This window comes from Methylobacterium currus (genome assembly GCF_003058325.1).
Lineage (GTDB): Bacteria > Pseudomonadota > Alphaproteobacteria > Rhizobiales > Beijerinckiaceae > Methylobacterium > Methylobacterium currus.
This window is the reverse complement of record NZ_CP028843.1, coordinates 4,170,650-4,187,500: the sequence shown is the minus strand read 5'-3', so window position 1 is coordinate 4,187,500 and position 16,851 is coordinate 4,170,650. Positions and strand designations below refer to the sequence as shown.

The window sequence follows — 16,851 nt, the reverse complement described above, 5'->3', positions numbered from 1 at the left end:
TTCAGACTCGCTTTCGCTGCGCCTTCGCCTACCGGCTTAAGCTTGCCCGCTACTTTAAGTCGCTGACCCATTATACAAAAGGTACGCGGTCACCCAGGACGAACCTTGGGCTCCCACTGTTTGTAAGCATCCGGTTTCAGGAACTGTTTCACTCCCCTCGTCGGGGTGCTTTTCACCTTTCCCTCACGGTACTGGTTCGCTATCGGTCGCTGAGGAGTACTTAGGCTTGGAGGGTGGTCCCCCCATCTTCAGACAGGATTTCACGTGTCCCGCCTTACTCGTGTCCTGGCATTGGCTTGTCCCGTACGGGGCTGTCACCCATCCTGCCGGCCATTCCAGGCCGTTCCGGTAAGCGTCATGCCAGGCGCTGGCCTGGTCCGCGTTCGCTCGCCACTACTGACGGAGTCTCGTTGATGTCCTTTCCTCCGGGTACTGAGATGTTTCAGTTCCCCGGGTTCGCTTCAAACCCCTATGGATTCAGGGCCTGATACCTTCGTAAACCATCGTAGCGTGAGACCAGGTCGCCCTGTCCCCACGATACGGTGGCTGAAGGTGGGTTTCCCCATTCGGAGATCCTCGGATCAAAGCTCGTTCGCAGCTCCCCAAGGCTTATCGCAGCGTACCACGTCCTTCATCGCCTCTCAGCGCCAAGGCATCCACCAGATGCTCTTAAGGCACTTGATCGCTCTCATGATCGGTGTCCGGCAGTGATCGAAAGCCTTTCAGCGTCGAGCACCAGCCATCCACGGTCACGATAAAGACCGGCAGCCGGTCCTTTCGGACCCGCTGCCTTATGCTTGCCGAACGCACCCAGGCCGGCCGCTTTCGCAACGGCCTGGGCACATTCCCTCTTCACGATGTCAGATATCCGCAGCCCACCCGCGTAAGCGTTGGTGAGTGCGAAGCTCTTTGATCCGGACGACCCTCGACCGCACTGCCAGATGGCAGGGGAGGGTGGTGGAGCTGGACGGGATCGAACCGACGACCTCATGCTTGCAAAGCACGCGCTCTCCCGACTGAGCTACAGCCCCGTGGGGCGCCGCTCGGCGGGAAGAACCGTCACCTGATCCTGGTGGGCCTGGGACGACTCGAACGTCCGACCTCACCCTTATCAGGGGTGCGCTCTAACCACCTGAGCTACAGGCCCGTCGCATGAGCCATAAGCCCAGCGTGTCCGGATGATGAGAAAGAGAAACGAAGACGGCGCGTCCCGCCAAATGGGCTCTGACTGAGCCCTGATCCCAACGACGCCGTGAGAGGTGGGCTTGCGCCGACCATCGGACAGCATCCTTAGAAAGGAGGTGATCCAGCCGCAGGTTCCCCTACGGCTACCTTGTTACGACTTCACCCCAGTCGCTGACCCTACCGTGGTCGCCTGCCTCCTTGCGGTTGGCGCAGCGCCGTCGGGTAAGACCAACTCCCATGGTGTGACGGGCGGTGTGTACAAGGCCCGGGAACGTATTCACCGTGGCGTGCTGATCCACGATTACTAGCGATTCCGCCTTCATGCACCCGAGTTGCAGAGTGCAATCCGAACTGAGACGGCTTTTGGGGATTCGCTCCAGGTCGCCCCTTCGCTGCCCATTGTCACCGCCATTGTAGCACGTGTGTAGCCCATCCCGTAAGGGCCATGAGGACTTGACGTCATCCACACCTTCCTCGCGGCTTATCACCGGCAGTCTCCCCAGAGTGCCCAACCAAATGATGGCAACTAGGGACGTGGGTTGCGCTCGTTGCGGGACTTAACCCAACATCTCACGACACGAGCTGACGACAGCCATGCAGCACCTGTGTGCGCGCCCCCGAAGGGGACCCCGGATCTCTCCGGATAACACGCCATGTCAAGGGATGGTAAGGTTCTGCGCGTTGCTTCGAATTAAACCACATGCTCCACCGCTTGTGCGGGCCCCCGTCAATTCCTTTGAGTTTTAATCTTGCGACCGTACTCCCCAGGCGGAATGCTTAATGCGTTAGCGGCGCCACTGAGGTGCATGCACCCCAACGGCTAGCATTCATCGTTTACAGCGTGGACTACCAGGGTATCTAATCCTGTTTGCTCCCCACGCTTTCGCGCCTCAGCGTCAGAACCGGACCAGACAGCCGCCTTCGCCACTGGTGTTCTTGCGAATATCTACGAATTTCACCTCTACACTCGCAGTTCCGCTGTCCTCTTCCGGTCTCAAGCCAACCAGTATCGAAGGCCATTCCGTGGTTGAGCCACGGGCTTTCACCCTCGACTAAATCAGCCGCCTACGCGCCCTTTACGCCCAGTGATTCCGAGCAACGCTAGCCCCCTTCGTATTACCGCGGCTGCTGGCACGAAGTTAGCCGGGGCTTATTCCTCCGGTACCGTCATTATCGTCCCGGAGAAAAGAGCTTTACAACCCTAAGGCCGTCATCACTCACGCGGCATGGCTGGATCAGGGTTGCCCCCATTGTCCAATATTCCCCACTGCTGCCTCCCGTAGGAGTCTGGGCCGTGTCTCAGTCCCAGTGTGGCTGATCATCCTCTCAGACCAGCTACTGATCGTCGCCTTGGTGAGCCGTAACCTCACCAACTAGCTAATCAGACGCGGGCCGATCCTTCGGCAGTCAAGCCTTTCCCCAAAAGGGCGTATCCGGTATTAGCTCAAGTTTCCCTGAGTTATTCCGAACCGAAGGGCACGTTCCCACGCGTTACTCACCCGTCTGCCGCTGACCCCGAAGGGCCCGCTCGACTTGCATGTGTTAAGCCTGCCGCCAGCGTTCGCTCTGAGCCAGGATCAAACTCTCAAGTTGAAGAGCTGATCATAGCTGATCACAATAGTAACGGAGGCTCACGACCGACCGGCGTTTCCGCACGATCGTGTGAGCACCGAAACGTCAGATCAGCATCATCCTACTCATGATCCCACCCAAGGGCAGGATCCGCAGGGACGACGCCGTCCACGCTTCTCTTTCTCGTATGAACTTGTCAAAGAGCCGATCGAGCCGAGGCCAGATCTCGTACCCTGGAGAACAGACAGCAGCGCCGGGTTGCCCTGGCCCTTGCTTCGTCGTCTCTCGGGAAGTCCTTCGAGGCGGGCCGTTCGTCTCGGCGCCCCGTCGGTGAGCGGTCGTTTAAGGGTAGCCGGCTCGCCTGTCAACCGCAGGGCCGAGTGAAGGAGACGCCGGCCGGTGCAGATTGATGCGAGGCCCGGGCCCCCTCCCCTTGCCCGTGCGGCGGAATCGAGCGGCGCCCGCCGGCATACGGGCCCCTGCGCCCCCGTGGCAGCCTCGGCCGATCCGGGGCGACGGGATTCTACCGGCGACGCTTCGTCCTTGCCAGCTGGGCCGTAGACCGGCAGGCTCGGCGAGATGACAACGATCGGCGATCGCGTGCCGCGGCACTGTCACGCCGAGCACCGGGGAATGGGAAGTCCGGAATCATGATCGTGAGGACTGGAAACGCCGCGGCCGGCGAGACACAGAGCGGCGTCGCGCCCGGGCATCTGCACCGCCGATCGTTCCTGCTCGGCTCGGCCGCCTGCCTGGGCGGGATCGGGCTCGCTGGCTGCGCGACCACCGACGGGATGAGCCTCGCCGAGGCGTCTGCTCTCTACGGGCCGGTGCCGACGGAAAAGTTCCCGATCCCGGCGGCCGACATCAGCAAGGTCAACCCGAAATACTATCGCCGCACGGTCCAGTACGCCTCCAAGGAGGCGCCCGGCACCATCGTCGTCGATCCAGCGAACTACTACGTCTACCGCATCGAGGAGGGCGGCCTCGCGACCCGCTACGGCGCCAATGTCGGCCGCGACGGGTTCCGGTGGAGCGGTGACGCCTATGTCGGGCGCAAGAGCGAATGGGCGACCTGGACCCCGCCCAAGGAGATGATCCGGCGCCAGCCGGAAGCGGCCAAATACGCCCGCGGCATGCCGGGGGGCCTCGACAACCCGCTCGGCGCCCGCACCCTGCATCTCTATCAGAACGGCGCCTACACGCTTTACACGATCTATGCCAGCAGCGACCCGGAATCGATCGGCTCGGGCATCACCAGCGGCTGCGTCGGGCTGCTGAGCCAGGACATGATCCATCTCTACGAGCGCACGCCGGTGAAGACGAAAGTGGTGGTCCTGCCGGCGTAGAGACGGCGCCAGCAAAGAAAATTTTTTGGGCGGCATGTCACATCCCGCCTCCCCTGCCTCGTCCTGTCGTCGAACGGGCCGTCGCCCGTTCGACGACAGGAGACGGGCGTCATGAAGATCGTGGTGATCGGGGGCAGCGGGCTGATCGGCAGGCAGCTGACGAAGGACCTCGCGGACAAGGGACACGAGGCCATCGCGGCGTCGCCGAGCACGGGCGTGAACGCCCTCACGGGCGAGGGTCTCGCCGGGGTGCTGGCCGGGGCCGCGGTCGTGGTCGACGTCGCGAACGCGCCCTCCTTCGAACCCGCTTCGGTGCTCGCGTTCTTCGAGCGGTCGAGCCGCAACCTCCTCGCCGCCGGGCGGCAGGCCGGCATCCGGCACCACGTCGCTCTCTCGATCGTCGGCACGGACCGCCTCGACGAGAACGGATATTTTCGGGCGAAGGTGGCGCAGGAGCGGCTGATCGCGGCAAGCGGCGTGCCCTACACGATCGTGCGCGCGACGCAGTTCTTCGAGTTCGTCGGCGCGATCGCCGAGGCCGCCGTCACGGGGGATCGGCTCGTCGTGCCCGATGCCGATTTCCAGCCGATCGCCGCGGCCGACGTTGCGGCGGCCCTCGCCGACGTGGCGGTCGGGGCGCCCGCCAACGGGACGATCGAGGTCGCCGGGCCGGACAGGGAACCGTTCCGCACCTTCGTCGCCCGCCGCATTGCGGCCTCCGGCGACGCCCGTCCTGTCTCGGCCGACCGGGCGGCGCGCTATTTCGGCGCCCGGCTGGAGCGGGGATCCCTCGTCCCCACGGACCAGGCCGCGGCGCGCCTCGGCTCGACGCGGTTCGCGACCTGGCTGGCGACGGCCTGAACCCGACGGAGATCCCCCATGCGCAAGACGCTCCTTCGCAAGACGCTCCTTCTCAAGACGCTCCTTCGGTTCGGCCTCCTCGCCGGGCTTCTCGGCGGATCCGGTCTTCCGGCCGCCGCCGCCGACCTGCAGGCGGGCGAGGCCCGGGTCACCCCGATCTTCGACCATCCCCTGCCGACCGTGTCCGGAAAAAGCCTGCGCGGGGTCCTCGTCGAGTACGGGCCCGGCGGATCCTCCCCCGCCCACCGTCATGCAGCCTCCGCCTTCATCACCGCGACGGTGATCGAGGGCGCGATCCGCAGCCGCGTCAATGACGGGCCCGAGCGGGTCTACCGGGCCGGCGAGAGCTTCGTGGAGCAGCCGGGCGACCACCATGCCGTCAGCGCCAATGCCAGCGCCACCGAGCGGTCGCGGCTGCTCGCGGTCTTCGTCGTCGACACGGAGGACCGGGCGCTGACGGTGCCGGACCGCCCGTGACGGCCCCGTCGCCCGCGTGCGAGGATCCCGCCATCACGGGATCGCTCCGCCCCCACAGACCCATGCCGCAGACGGACACGGCGACCGCCACCTTCGAGGCCCATCGTCCCCGGCTCCTGCGCCTCGCCTACCGCATGCTCGGCGCCCGCAGCGAGGCCGAGGACGTGGTGCAGGAGGCCTGGCTGCGCTGGATCGCGGCCGACCGGGGCGCGGTCGCCGCCCCCTCCCCGTTCCTCGCCCGTATCGTGACCCGGCTCTGCCTCGACCAGATGAAGTCGGCCCGCGCCCGCCGGGAGACCTATGTCGGCACCTGGCTGCCGGAGCCGCTGATCGAGGAGGAGCCGGGCGTGGACGAGGACGACCTCACCCTGACCTTGATGCTGGCGCTCGAACGCCTGTCGCCCCTGGAGCGCGCCGCCTTCCTGCTCCACGACGTGTTCGGCCTGCCGCTCGGCGCCGTGGCGGACACGCTCGGCCGGGAGGCCGCCGCCGTGCGCCAGCTCGCGGTGCGGGCGCGCCGCAACGTGCGCGCGGCGCGGCCGCGCTTCCCGGTGGCGCGGGAGGAAGGCGAGCGGATCGCCCGCGCCTTCTTCGACGCCTCCGCGAGCGGGGACGTCGCAGCCCTGCGCACCCTGCTGGCGCAGAACGCGGTCCTGTGCTCGGACGGAGGCGGCAAGGTCCTGGCCTTCCGCAACCCGATCGCCGGGATCGAGCGCCTGCTGCGCCTCTTCGCCGGCGTCCGGCGCAAATGGGGGCCCGGCCGGGCCGCGATGGTCGCGCCTCTCTGGATCGACGGGCTGCCGGGCTATGTCAGCCGCGAGCGCGGCGGCCTCGTCCAGACGACGGCGCTCGCGATCGAGCACGGCCGGATCACCGCCATCTACATCACCCGCAACCCCGACAAGCTGCGCCACGTCGCGCGCGTCCTCGCCGAGATGGACGACGGCGCGTCGCCGTCGTGACGCGGCGGCGCGGGAGGCGCCGCACCGCGGCGACGGTGGGCGAGGCCTCGAACGACGGTTCCCCCTCAGGGGCAGACGGCAGAACCGAGCACCGGATCCAGGATCGATCGGAGGCTCGCCGGATGATCGGCGTCACGCGCCGTCGGCGCAGGACGCAGATAGGCGCCGTCGAACCGCGCCACCTCCTGCAAGGCCGCGAAATCCGGGATGGCGAGCTGCTGCCGCTTCAGGGTGATGAGGCCGGAGGCGCGCAAATCCTGCAGGGTGCGGTTCACGTGGACCGTCGAGATCCCGACCGTCTCGCCGAGATCCTCCTGCGTGAGCGGCAGGAAGCAGCCCTCCGCGTCGGCCAGCCCGACCGCGCGCAGGCGGGTCATGATCTCGCACAACAGATGCGCGATGCGCTCGCGGGCGGTCAGGAATCCGAGGCTGGCGGTCCATTCCCGCTGAATGGCGGATGCCGCGAGCATGTCGAGCCAGAAGGCGCGCAGGATCCGCGGGGATCGGTCCATCGTCGTCAGCAGGGCGCGGCCGGACATCTGGGCCATGCGCACCGAGGTCAGCGTGCCGGTCGTGTAATTGATCACGTCCGGAAAGACGGCCGCCATGCTGCACACGTCGCCGGGCATGAGATAGGCGATGATCTGCCGGCGTCCGTCCTCCAGCTGCTTGTAGGCGCAGGCCCAGCCCTCCAGAATCACGCAGACGTCCCGCGGCGCGGCGCCTTCGCGAAGCAGGTCGCTCCTGGGGCCGACCCAGCCGCTCGCACGGGCGAGCTGCCGCAGCATCTCCTCGTCGACGGTGGAGAGACCCGCATAGCGGCCGAGCTTGCGGATCAGGTGGTACGGCATGCTCGGTCCCGGACGTTCCGCCGGGAGGCTAGCGTCCTCGACGGAGCCCCGAATTGATCTCGATCAATCGGCTACCCTGGCTTCGCTCGATGGCCGATCCCAGGGCCAGCCGTGCGGCGCCCGCTCGTCGGAAGCTGGTCGATGCCTCGAACCGACAGGCATTTCGGCGACGGACCGGGCTTCGCTCCCGCGGGCTACGCTCCAGGGGCCGGGTGAGGCACGGCCACCCCGCGCATCGCCGTCGCGACTTCGCATTCCGGAACCGGGACGGCGCGTCGAGCCCGCCCGAGGGACGGTCCGGGCCCAAACCCATGCAGAACCCGGGCGCGTCCCCGATGCCGATCGTCACGCGCCCCGATCGACGATGAGCGCCGTGCGGACCAGCTCGGCCAGGCTGCCGGCCTGCATCTTCGCCATCACGTTGGCCCGGTAGATCTCGACCGTGCGCGGGCTGATGCCGAGATCCTGGGCAATGACCTTGTTGGGCTTGCCGGCCACCAGCTCGTCGAGGACCTGAAGCTCCCGCTCCGACAGGGCGGCGACGCGCTGCCGGATCTCGGCGGCCACGGCGTCGCGCCCGGCGCTCTTGCGCCCGCGGTCGAGGGCGGCGCGCACCGCCGTCAGGAAGACCTCGTCGTCGAACGGCTTCTCGATGAAATCGACCGCGCCCTCCCGCATCGCCGCGACGGCGAGCGGCACGTCGGCGTGCCCGGTCATCACGATCACCGGCAGCGCGTCGCCCCGTGCCTTGAGGCGGCGCAGGAGCTCGATGCCGTCGATGCCCGGCATGCGCACGTCGGTGACGAGGCAGCCCGCCGGTTGCGCGACGGCCTCCAGGAAGGCGCCGGCCGAGTCGTGCAGGCGCACCGGGATCCCGTCGGAGGCGAGCAGGAAGGCGAGCGATTGCCGGACCGCGAGATCGTCATCGACCACATGCACCAGCATCTCACCCGACATCGTCCAGCTCCCTCCGGTCGACCGCCCGCAACGTGAAACGGAACCGCGTCCCCTCGCCCGGCCGCGACTCGGCCAGGATCTTGCCGCCATGCGCCTCCACGATGGTGCGGCAGATCGAGAGGCCGACCCCCATCCCGTGCGGCTTGGTGGTCACGAAGGGCTGGAACAGGCGCTCCCCCACCTCGGGCGCGAGGCCCGGGCCCGTATCGGCGACGCCGATCTCGACGAGGCCGTCCCGCGGCAGCGCCCGGGTGGTCACGCGCAGCTCGCGCCGGGGCCCGTCCTGCATCGCCTCGATGGCATTGCGGATCAGGTTGAGCAGGACCTGCTGGACCTGGATCCGGTCGGCGAGCACGAGCGGCGCCTGCGGGTCGAGGGAGAAGGTGACGTGCACCCCACGCTCCTTGGCGCCGACGAGGGCCAGCGCGCTCGCCTCCTCGATGAGCTTCGGCAATTCCTCGATGTGGCGCTCGCCCTCGCCGCGGGCGACGAACTCGCGCAGGTGCCGGATCACCTGCCCCGCCCGCAGGGCCTGGGCCGCGGCCTGGTCCACCGCGTCGGCGAGCATCGCCATCTCGGGGGGCTGCACCCCGTCGGCGCCCTGCATCCGGTCGATGAGGCGGCGGCAGCCCTTGAGGTAGCTGGCGATGGCGGTGAGCGGCTGGTTGATCTCGTGGGCGAGCGTCGAGGCCATCTCGCCGAGCGCAGTGAAGCGCGACATGTGGACCAGCTCGGATTGCAGCTCCTGCAGCCGCGTCTCGGTGCGCTGGCGCTCGGTGAGGTCGCGGATGAAGCCCGTGAAGTAGCGCGCGCCCGACGAGCGCATCTCGCCGACGGCGAGCTCCATCGGGAAGGTCGAGCCGTCCCGGCGCTGGCCGACCACGACACGTCCGATGCCGATGATGCGCCGCTCGCCGGTGGCGAGGTAGCGAGCCATGTAGGAATCGTGCCGGCTGCGATAGGGCTCGGGCATCAGCAGGCTGACGTTGCGGCCCACCACCTCCTCGGGCGCGTAGCCGAACTGGCGCACGGCCGTGGCGCTGAAGGACTGGATCCGGGCCGCCTCGTCGATGACCACCATCGCGTCGGGGACCGTCTCCAGGATCGAGCGCAGATGCGCCTCCCGGGAGCGCAGCTCGATCTCGGCCTGGCGCTGCGCGCGGATGCTGAACACCACGCCGCGGTGGCGGACCGGGCCGCCCTCCGGATCGATCTCGACGCTGCCGCGCGAGCGCAGCCAGTCGGTCTCGCCGTCGGGGCGCACGACCCGGTAATCGACCTCGTAGGCGCCGCCCCGTTCGAGGGCGCGCTGGATGGCCCGGGCCCGGGGCTCGCGGTCGTCCGGATGGACCAGGTCCTGCGACGCCTCGAAGGTGGTCAGGCGCTCCGGCGAGACGCCGAACAGCTGGGCGCCGCTCGGCGAGACGGTGACGCGGCCGGTGGGCACGTCGAGCGACCAGAAGCAGATGCCGACCTCCTCGAGGGTCCAGCGCAGCTCCTCGCCGTGAAGCGCCTCGCTCCGTAGCGCTGCACCATCGAGCTCCTGGGCGTCCGGTGGGCTGTGGCCGCTCGGGGCGGGGTGATGGGGATGGTCGGGCGTCGTCATGCGGGTCAGCGGCGGCGAGGCCTCACGCCGAGGTCGGATACCGTCCATCAGTAGCAGGAACCGCCTCCCGTGTCCGCCCAAGACCTGTGCACGAGACCTGCGTACAAGGCCGGCTTCCGGCACGCCCGGTGTCTCGTCTCCGATGCCGCCCGTCACGCATCGAGGCGCCGGAGGGCTGCCCTGTCCTGCACCTCGACGGCGCGCCGGTGGTTGGCCAGCGCGATGACGCCCTCCCGCTCCAGCTGCGTGAAGCTGCGCGACACGCTCTCGATCGTCAGGCCGAGATGGTCGGCGATGTCGGCCCGCGACATCGGCAGCGCGATCGTGCCCTCCGTCCCGGACCGCCGCGCCAGCCCGAGCAGGAAGCTCGCGACGCGCTCCTTGGCCGACTTGCGCCCGAGCAGCAGCATGTGGTCCTGCGCCCGCTCCAGCGCGCGCAGCATCGCCGCCGCCACCTCGTGGGCGAGAGCGCCCGCCTCGCCCGTCAGCGCGGCGCGGTCGCTGCGGCGATGGGCGACCAGGGTCGTGTCGACGAGGGCGTCGGCGCCGGTGCGGCGCTCGGCGCCGGCCTCGAGGCCGAAGATGTCGCCCGGCAGGTGGAAGCCGTCGATCTGCCGGCGGCCGTCGCTCAGGAGGCGGTAGGTCCGCACCGCCCCGGACACGACCTTGTAGAAGTGCACGACGCGGTCGCCCTCGGCGTAGATCTCCTCCTCGGCCTCGAAGCGGCGGCGCGCGCCCGCGGCCGCGCCGTCCTGCGCGCCGTCCTGCCTGAGCCGGGCGGCCGGAGCGGGGCCGGCATTGAGCGCGGGGCCGAGGCCGGCGGTGGCGAGAGCGAGCGGCATGGGAGAGGCCCCGTCGGATGGCGTGTGACGAGGCCATGGCTACGGCGCCGGAGGCGAGCGGGACATTCCGGACCAGCGCTTAAGGGATTCCCCGTAAGCGAGTCGCGCCCGCCGCCCCGGCCCGGCCCGAGGATGGCCCCGTCACCCGTCACTCGTCACTCGTCACCCGAGGGCGGGCAAGCGCCGGGACCTGGGCGCGCCGGGACCTGGGCGCGCCGGGACCTGGGCGCGCCGGGACCTGGGAGCGCCGGGACCTGGGAGCGCCGGGACCTGGGAACGCGATGTGGGACTTGGGGGGACGCAAGTCGCCCGCCGGGCGGCGGATCCCGCTTGCGCTGGATCAATGCGCGGGCCCCGGCGCTCCCCGACCTTCGTGCCCGGGAGGGGCATGCCGGACCATCCAGGCCGGGCTCGCCGCCAGGCGGCGCCTTCCCTCAGGAGGCGGCATGCTGGTCGAGACGAGCGCGAGGGACGACGAGACGCCGGCACCGACCTGCCGCCAGGCGCGGCCGGAGAACGGCTGTGCGGAGTGCAAGGTGCGCCCGATCAGCGTCTGCTCCGTGCTGACGCCCACCGAGCTCGACGAGCTGGAAACGCTCGGCCAGCGCCTCACCCTCGACAAGGGACAGACCCTGTTCGGCCAGGGCGAGCCGGCGGGCGCGGTCTACAACGTGATCGACGGGACCTTGCGCCTCTCCCGCCTCCTTCCGGATGGACGGCGCCAGGTCATGGGGTTCGCGCTGCCGGGCGACTTCCTGGGTCTCGCCCTGCAGGACGTGCGCTCCGTCTCGGCCGAGGCGCTCGGCCCGGTGCGGACCTGCCGCTTCGCCCGGAAGGATTTCGACGCGCTGGTCGAGGCCAAGCCGCACCTGCTCCGGAGCCTGCACGAACGGGCCGGCCACGAGCTGGCGCTGGCGCAGGAGCAGATGCTGCTTCTCGGGCGCCGCACCGCGGAGGAGAAGGTCGCCGCCTTCCTGCTCGGCCTGCGAGACCGCTACGCGCGGACCGGCCGCAGCTCCGTCACGGTCGAGCTGCCGATGGGCCGCCAGGACATGGCGGATCATCTCGGGCTGACCATCGAGACGGTCAGCCGCATGCTGACCCGCCTCGACCGCGCCCACACCATCCTGATCGTGCCCGGCGGCGTGCGCCTGGTCGACGTGGAGCGCCTGGAACAGCTCGCCGCGACCTGACAGGTCGCCGCGGCCTGAGCGCTCGCGCCGCCGCGCCGACCTTGCGCCGCGCCGGGGCGCAAGGTCGGGCTCGACCGTCAATGGCTCATCAGGCAGCAGAGGGGCGAGGTCTGGAGGATGCTCCGGGTCATCCCTCCCAGGAGCCATTCGCGCAGGCGGGAATGGCCGTAGGCGCCCATCACCACGAGGTCGGCGTCGTGGCGCCCGGCGAAGCGGATGATGGCGTCGGCGATATCGCCGGCGGCCGCGTCGAGCCGGTGCGTGGTGACGTGCGCGCCATGGCGGGCGAGGAAATCGGACACCTCCTCGGCGCCTTCCAGGCGCGCCTCCCGGCCCGCGCTCACCACGAAGACCTGATCGGCGAGCGCGATGAAAGGCAGGGCGGCGGTCACCGCGCGGCGCGCCTCGGGCCCGTCCTTCCAGGCGACGACGATGCGGGCGGCCTTGAGACGGTCGACCCCCGGCGGCACGACCAGCACCGGGCGGCCGACCTCCATCAGCACGGCGCCGGGTGCGGCGCCCATCGCGTCCGCACCGTCCTGTCGCGGGTCGCGCCCGAGCACGACGAGGTCGGCGCCGCGCGCCTGCTGGATCAGGTACGCCTCGGGGTCGGCCTCCGCCTGCCGCCACTCCCGGCGCAGGGCTGCGCCGCCGTTGCGCTCGAAGACGTCCTGCGCCCGCGCCAGCGCGTCGACCAGGGCCGCCCGGTCCTTCGCGTAGGTCTCCTGCGCCGTCACGATGTCGCCGACGGGAGCGGGCGCGTCGATCGTGCGGGCGGCAAGGCCCGTGAGGCCGGCCTCGAACCGGCCGGCAAGATCGGCCGCGAGGCGGACGCGGTCGGCGGCCGACCGTCCGAGGTCGAGAGACACCATGATGCTGGCGATGGACATGTGAGATCCCGGGATCGGAGGCATGATCGTCCGGGGCAGTGTGCGAGGGACCGCCGGCCCGGCCTTGATCCATCTCAAACCCGACCTCCCCCCAGCGGAAGGCGGCGGGCAGCCGCGCCTCGGTGCGGAGACCGGAACGACGCCGATGTGCTCCCTCGCCCGGCCGGCACGGAACGGTGCGATCCCGCCGCCGTATCGATGAACATGAGGCGGCCGAGCGAAGGCCCGAGACGTGGTGACGGGCTTTCTTCCCGGGGAGACCCGCACCCGCGGACGACCTCGCCGACACGATGTGGCGGGTGACGCCGGCCGATCCGGAGATGAGGCGGATGAGTGCGGACCCCCATGCTTCCGGGATCCTCCCGTCCCGGCCCTGGGACGGGCCGGCAAGGCCTGAAGCGGCCGGGACGAATCCGATCGGCCTCGGCGGGCGGCGGGACGGCGGCGTCCGTGGTCCGGCCGGCCCCTCGCCAGCATCCCAGATCCCGGCGCCGGCGCCGGCGCCGGGATCTGGGATGCTGGCGAGGCGATGCGTTCCGGTTCCCTGCCAATGGCCAACGATGCGGCCAACGATGCGGGCGCCGAGACGGCCGCCGATGAGCGGCCGTGTTCCGCCGCGCATGCGCGAGAACCGCGCTTTCGGGAGCAGGCGCATGCTGGTGCGACGCCGAGGAAGCCGCCGAGGCAGCCACGAGGGTAGCGGATCGGGACCGGCGCGTCCGCGTGCCGTGCCGCAGGACGGGACGCCCGCCCTCGACCGCCGGAGCTTCCTCCGGCGCTCCGGCCTGACCGCGGCCGGCCTCGCGGGCCTCGGCGCCTTGCGGCTCGGGGCCGTGCGCCGGGCCGAGGCTACCGGCTCCCCGGCGAACCCCGCCGAGACGGTGCTGCGGCGTGCGGCGCAGACTGGGCCGCGCTCGCGGCGGCGGAGCAACTCGGTCTGCGGCGCCGCATCGTCCTGCCCTTCGCCCCGGAGCGCTTCCGCGGGATTCCGGTGGTCGATCGGCCAGGCGATTGGGGGCCGGCCTTCGACCGCGCCATCGAGCCGCCCGCGCAGCGGGCGACCTCGTGGTGCCGGACGCCGGCGACGGCGACACGGCGTACGCTGCGGCCAATGAGGCCGTCATCGGCGAGGCGCAGGCCCTCGCCGCCGGCACCGAAAGACGGCGGGTGGCCGTGATCGCTTCCATCGCAGATCCGTGTTCGACGGCAAGACGAGCCGAATTTGATCCAGCTCAAGGCGTGCTCGATCTCGCCCTTCTATCGTAATCCGGATTATTCGCCTGGATCGGCGAATGACGATGACGCGAGATAAATTTTTCCAACCTCGCTTCAGGCGGGCGCGGCAGCGGCGCGCCTTGTCATCTTCGCGCTGGAGTGTCGCCATGATTGCGAACATCGGAACCATCGATCGTTCTCTTCGGATCGTCCTCGGACTGGCTCTGCTGATCTCCGCCTACGATGTCCTGACGGGGGTCTGGGTGTGGCTGGCCGCCGCGATCGGGGCGGTTCTGATGGTGACGGCCCTGATCGGGACCTGTCCGGCCTATTCGCTGCTCGGCATCAGCACCTGTCCCGATCGTCTGAGGGGGCATGATCCTGGCGCCCGGGGCTCATCCGCACCCGCTGCCGCGACCGCAGGCCTCCCTCCTCTCGCGTCCCGGGAAGGTCTCGATGAACCAGGACGTCGCGCAAACGCGATCCGCGCAATCCGCTGCGCTTCGCCATGCCCGCCCGATCCGGATGAAGGCCGCGGTCGTCGTCTTCGCGAACCAGCGGGACAACGTGATCAAGGTCGCGGTCGCGCCCTAGGCGAGCGCCTCGCGCAAGCCGGCCGAGGCGGGATCCAGGGAAAAGCCCGCCGCGGGCTCGGCGCACCGGTTCGATCGTGTCGACGGCCCTCCTTCCGACCCCTCGGCCTCAATAGGGCCTGTCCCGGAGGCCTAGGCGATGGAACAGCCGCGCCAGGACGACCTCCCCGACCGTGAAGAGCGCCACGGTGGCGGCGATGTCGGCCGGGCCGAGGGCCAGCCGGCGTCGCAGCACGAGGAGGGGCAGGAGCGCCTCGGGGACTTGGTCCAGGCCGAAGGCCTGTGCGTGAGCCGGCAGGCCGAGCCGGCGCTTGGCGAAGCTGGATGCGAGATCCCCGGTCAGGGAGGCCGCCGCGAGCGCGAGCCCGGTCGCGGGCGGCAGCCTCAACGCGGGAGCGACGAGCGTGGTGGCCGCGCAGGACGCCGCGAGCCCGCGAAACGTCTTCCCGCGCCCGAAGACGGGTCTGCCGTCGCCGAGCGTCCGGTCGAGATCGATGGGCGTGGCGAAGCGGTCGCCGAGCAGCGTCCGCGCCAGGATCGGCGCGTAGTTCGCGACCGCCAGCAGGACGAGCGGCCTGGCGAGTCCGGCAGGGTCACGCATGGCGGCGGATCGCCGGCCCGGGCGGCGGGCTTCGAACGGAAACGGGGTCGCGAAAGTGCCCGCCTCTCGCCGGCGACGGAGTCGGGTGGCGTCGGGTCCGGCCCCAGGGCTGCGGCATCGTGGGTGAGACCGGGACCTCGGCAGGCGTGCATGGCGGCACGCCGAGCGGCTCATCCCCGGGCGGCAGATCCGGCGCGACCGGGACGCCCGCCGGCGCCGGCACGGGCACCTCCCGCGGTTCGGTCGGCCGGGCCGGAGCCGGATAGGGGTCGGCCGGCGTCGGCCACGGTGAGGGCTCGCCTGACATCATCGACGCTGCCTCCGAAATCTCCCTCAGAGTAGCGTGCGCCCTGCCGCGCCGCCTTGTTCCAGATCAAAGAGCGAGTTGCGACGGACCGTGCCAATCCGAGGCGATCCTCGTGATCGTCGGACGCCGCGTGACGCGGCTTGAGGCGCCTCCGGCGATCCTAGGCTGTTCGGTTTCGAGGAATGGACCGGACTTGGCGCTCCTCCTCTGCGGGACACGCTCACCGCATCGAGGCAAGGCGGACAGTCGAGGCCGCGGCCTCGAAGCTGAATGAGTGCCCGAGGCGGGAGATCTTCTGCCCGTTGAAGGAGGCGCAGACCGTGATCGGGCATTGCCAGAACATCCACGACCGCGTCGGTCACCATCCCGGATCTGACCTTCCGGCGACCCGTGGCCGCCACCATGCAGTCGTCTCTCGATCAGCTCGGTCCGATAGGCCGGTCAGGGCACCCGCGGAACCGGTTGGCCCACCAGGGCTGCAGCCACGGGCCGCGATGAGCATGGTCCGACGAATCCGGGCCCGCAGGCGTGCATCTTCGTCGCCCGACATCGGACCTCACGAGTCCTTTGAGACGGGAAGGCGGCGGCAGGGACGGTCCAGAGCTTGCGCTGGATCAAACGCGGGCCTGGTCGCCCATGCTTGAATATGCTGCTGACACCGGGTCCAATCGTCGGCGGCAGCCGAGCGATCGGAGGTCTTACGATGAAGCGCGCATCCCCACCTCTCATCATGCTGGTCGAGGAGGAGGCCGACGAGCGTGAGGCGATCTCGCGCCTGCTCAGGGAGAGCGGCTTTGCAGTGGTGTCTGCGCCCACCACCGACAGCGCTCTCGCCTACCTCACCGCGCATCCAGCGGTGCAGGGGCTGGTCGTCGACGCCCACGAACCGGGCGCGTTCGACGGCCATGAACTCGCCCGCCGCGTCAGGACGGCGCTGCCGCAGATCGCCGTGGTGGTCACGTCGGGGCATTCGGACGACCCCTCGTGGTCGCCGCCGGACGGCGCGGAGTTCCTGCTCAAGCCCGACCTCGTGACCGAACTCCCTGCGACGCTCCATCGCCTCATCGGCGCGGACGCGCGCGGTGCGGCGTAGGCCGCGCGTGACCGACCAGGAGCCCTGACCCCCAGTCTTGGCACCGCGCGCATTCATGGCCGCGCCTTTCAAGGAGGTTATATTTATGTTTTTCTCTGTTTTTGCTTGAGCTTGAGGGGCCGTCTTCTTCGATGCGGATTCCCGGCGTCCGACGTGCTTTCGGCTACGGGCGCGCCATCACGCTCGGCAACACGGCTGCCGATTCTTGCTTGCCTTCCGAGTACGTGCCTTCCAAGTATTCAGCACCTGAGACGGCATGACCTGAGACGGCACGGCTCTCGGTGGTTTCGTCGGCAC

At 69.6% G+C, this 16,851-nt stretch carries 14 protein-coding genes, 2 tRNA genes, 2 rRNA genes and 1 pseudogene (1 of these 19 running past the window's edge); 9 read left to right on the top strand and 10 right to left on the bottom strand.

Features of this window, described 5'->3' with window-relative positions:
- From DA075_RS19515 to DA075_RS19500, 4 genes are all read right to left on the bottom strand, one after another.
- Positions 1 to 684: ribosomal RNA gene (locus DA075_RS19515) — 23S ribosomal RNA — on the bottom strand (it extends 2,115 nt beyond the left edge of the window).
- 271 nt (positions 685 to 955) lie between these two features.
- A tRNA-Ala gene (locus DA075_RS19510) sits at positions 956 to 1,031 on the bottom strand.
- Positions 1,032 to 1,070: 39 nt separating this feature from the next.
- Positions 1,071 to 1,147 (bottom strand) — tRNA-Ile (locus DA075_RS19505).
- A gap of 147 nt (positions 1,148 to 1,294) precedes the next feature.
- Positions 1,295 to 2,778, bottom strand: a 16S ribosomal RNA gene (locus DA075_RS19500).
- The 16S and 23S rRNA genes sit together here with 2 tRNA genes alongside, the layout of an rRNA operon.
- A gap of 629 nt (positions 2,779 to 3,407) precedes the next feature.
- Between DA075_RS19500 and DA075_RS19495 the strand changes: the two genes are divergently transcribed.
- The 4 genes from DA075_RS19495 to DA075_RS19480 all read left to right on the top strand — a co-directional run bounded on the left by DA075_RS19495 (position 3,408) and on the right by DA075_RS19480 (position 6,406).
- Entirely contained in the window at positions 3,408 to 4,106 is a 699-nt protein-coding gene (locus DA075_RS19495) for a L,D-transpeptidase (protein ID WP_099954622.1), read from the top strand.
- Positions 4,107 to 4,217: 111 nt separating this feature from the next.
- Complete coding sequence (locus tag DA075_RS19490; RefSeq protein WP_099954621.1) at positions 4,218 to 4,967, top strand: SDR family oxidoreductase; 750 nt, start codon at positions 4,218 to 4,220, stop codon at positions 4,965 to 4,967.
- Between the two features lie 18 nt (positions 4,968 to 4,985).
- Positions 4,986 to 5,444, top strand: a complete 459-nt coding sequence (locus DA075_RS19485) for a cupin domain-containing protein (RefSeq protein ID WP_099954620.1) — start codon at positions 4,986 to 4,988, stop codon at positions 5,442 to 5,444.
- Between the two features lie 62 nt (positions 5,445 to 5,506).
- On the top strand, positions 5,507 to 6,406 hold the full coding sequence (locus tag DA075_RS19480; RefSeq protein ID WP_099954619.1) for a sigma-70 family RNA polymerase sigma factor: 900 nt from the start codon (positions 5,507 to 5,509) through the stop codon (positions 6,404 to 6,406).
- Between the two features lie 65 nt (positions 6,407 to 6,471).
- On the opposite strand, the gene DA075_RS19475 is transcribed toward DA075_RS19480, so the two are convergent.
- The 4 genes from DA075_RS19475 to DA075_RS19460 all read right to left on the bottom strand — a co-directional run bounded on the left by DA075_RS19475 (position 6,472) and on the right by DA075_RS19460 (position 10,662).
- Positions 6,472 to 7,257 carry a Crp/Fnr family transcriptional regulator gene (locus DA075_RS19475; protein ID WP_099954618.1) on the bottom strand — a complete coding sequence of 262 codons (786 nt, stop codon included), beginning with the start codon at positions 7,255 to 7,257 and terminating at the stop codon, positions 6,472 to 6,474.
- Between the two features lie 345 nt (positions 7,258 to 7,602).
- Positions 7,603 to 8,214 carry a response regulator FixJ gene (gene fixJ, locus DA075_RS19470; RefSeq protein WP_099954617.1) on the bottom strand — a complete coding sequence of 204 codons (612 nt, stop codon included), beginning with the start codon at positions 8,212 to 8,214 and terminating at the stop codon, positions 7,603 to 7,605.
- Positions 8,204 to 9,820, bottom strand: a complete 1,617-nt coding sequence (locus tag DA075_RS19465) for a PAS domain-containing sensor histidine kinase (protein ID WP_099954616.1) — start codon at positions 9,818 to 9,820, stop codon at positions 8,204 to 8,206. The genes fixJ and DA075_RS19465 overlap by 11 nt, the downstream gene beginning before the upstream one ends.
- Positions 9,821 to 9,972: 152 nt before the next feature.
- Complete coding sequence (locus DA075_RS19460) at positions 9,973 to 10,662, bottom strand: helix-turn-helix domain-containing protein (protein ID WP_099954615.1); 690 nt, start codon at positions 10,660 to 10,662, stop codon at positions 9,973 to 9,975.
- Between the two features lie 446 nt (positions 10,663 to 11,108).
- On the opposite strand from DA075_RS19460, the gene DA075_RS19455 reads away from it, so the two are divergent.
- Positions 11,109 to 11,855 (top strand): Crp/Fnr family transcriptional regulator, encoded by a 747-nt coding sequence (locus DA075_RS19455; protein WP_099954614.1) that lies wholly within the window; start codon positions 11,109 to 11,111, stop codon positions 11,853 to 11,855.
- A gap of 77 nt (positions 11,856 to 11,932) precedes the next feature.
- Here DA075_RS19455 and DA075_RS19450 read toward each other — a convergent pair whose 3' ends face one another.
- Complete coding sequence (locus DA075_RS19450) at positions 11,933 to 12,745, bottom strand: universal stress protein (protein ID WP_099954613.1); 813 nt, start codon at positions 12,743 to 12,745, stop codon at positions 11,933 to 11,935.
- Between the two features lie 1,065 nt (positions 12,746 to 13,810).
- Here DA075_RS19450 and DA075_RS36050 point away from each other — a divergent pair.
- From DA075_RS36050 to DA075_RS37605, 3 genes and pseudogenes are all read left to right on the top strand, one after another.
- Positions 13,811 to 14,011, top strand: coding sequence for a hypothetical protein (locus DA075_RS36050; protein WP_210206993.1), 201 nt, complete (start codon positions 13,811 to 13,813; stop codon positions 14,009 to 14,011).
- 26 nt (positions 14,012 to 14,037) lie between these two features.
- Positions 14,038 to 14,310: pseudogene (locus DA075_RS37610) on the top strand (YgaP family membrane protein); the annotation flags it as partial.
- A gap of 106 nt (positions 14,311 to 14,416) precedes the next feature.
- The gene (locus DA075_RS37605; protein WP_244936647.1) at positions 14,417 to 14,554 is read left to right on the top strand and encodes a hypothetical protein; all 138 of its coding nucleotides are present in this window, start codon (positions 14,417 to 14,419) and stop codon (positions 14,552 to 14,554) included.
- 108 nt (positions 14,555 to 14,662) lie between these two features.
- Here the strand turns inward: DA075_RS37605 and DA075_RS19440 are convergent, their stop codons facing one another.
- Positions 14,663 to 15,154, bottom strand: coding sequence for a CDP-archaeol synthase (locus DA075_RS19440; RefSeq protein WP_099954611.1), 492 nt, complete (start codon positions 15,152 to 15,154; stop codon positions 14,663 to 14,665).
- Between the two features lie 1,010 nt (positions 15,155 to 16,164).
- Between DA075_RS19440 and DA075_RS19435 the strand changes: the two genes are divergently transcribed.
- Entirely contained in the window at positions 16,165 to 16,554 is a 390-nt protein-coding gene (locus DA075_RS19435; protein WP_164712411.1) for a response regulator, read from the top strand.
- The last annotated feature ends 297 nt before the right edge of the window (positions 16,555 to 16,851 follow it).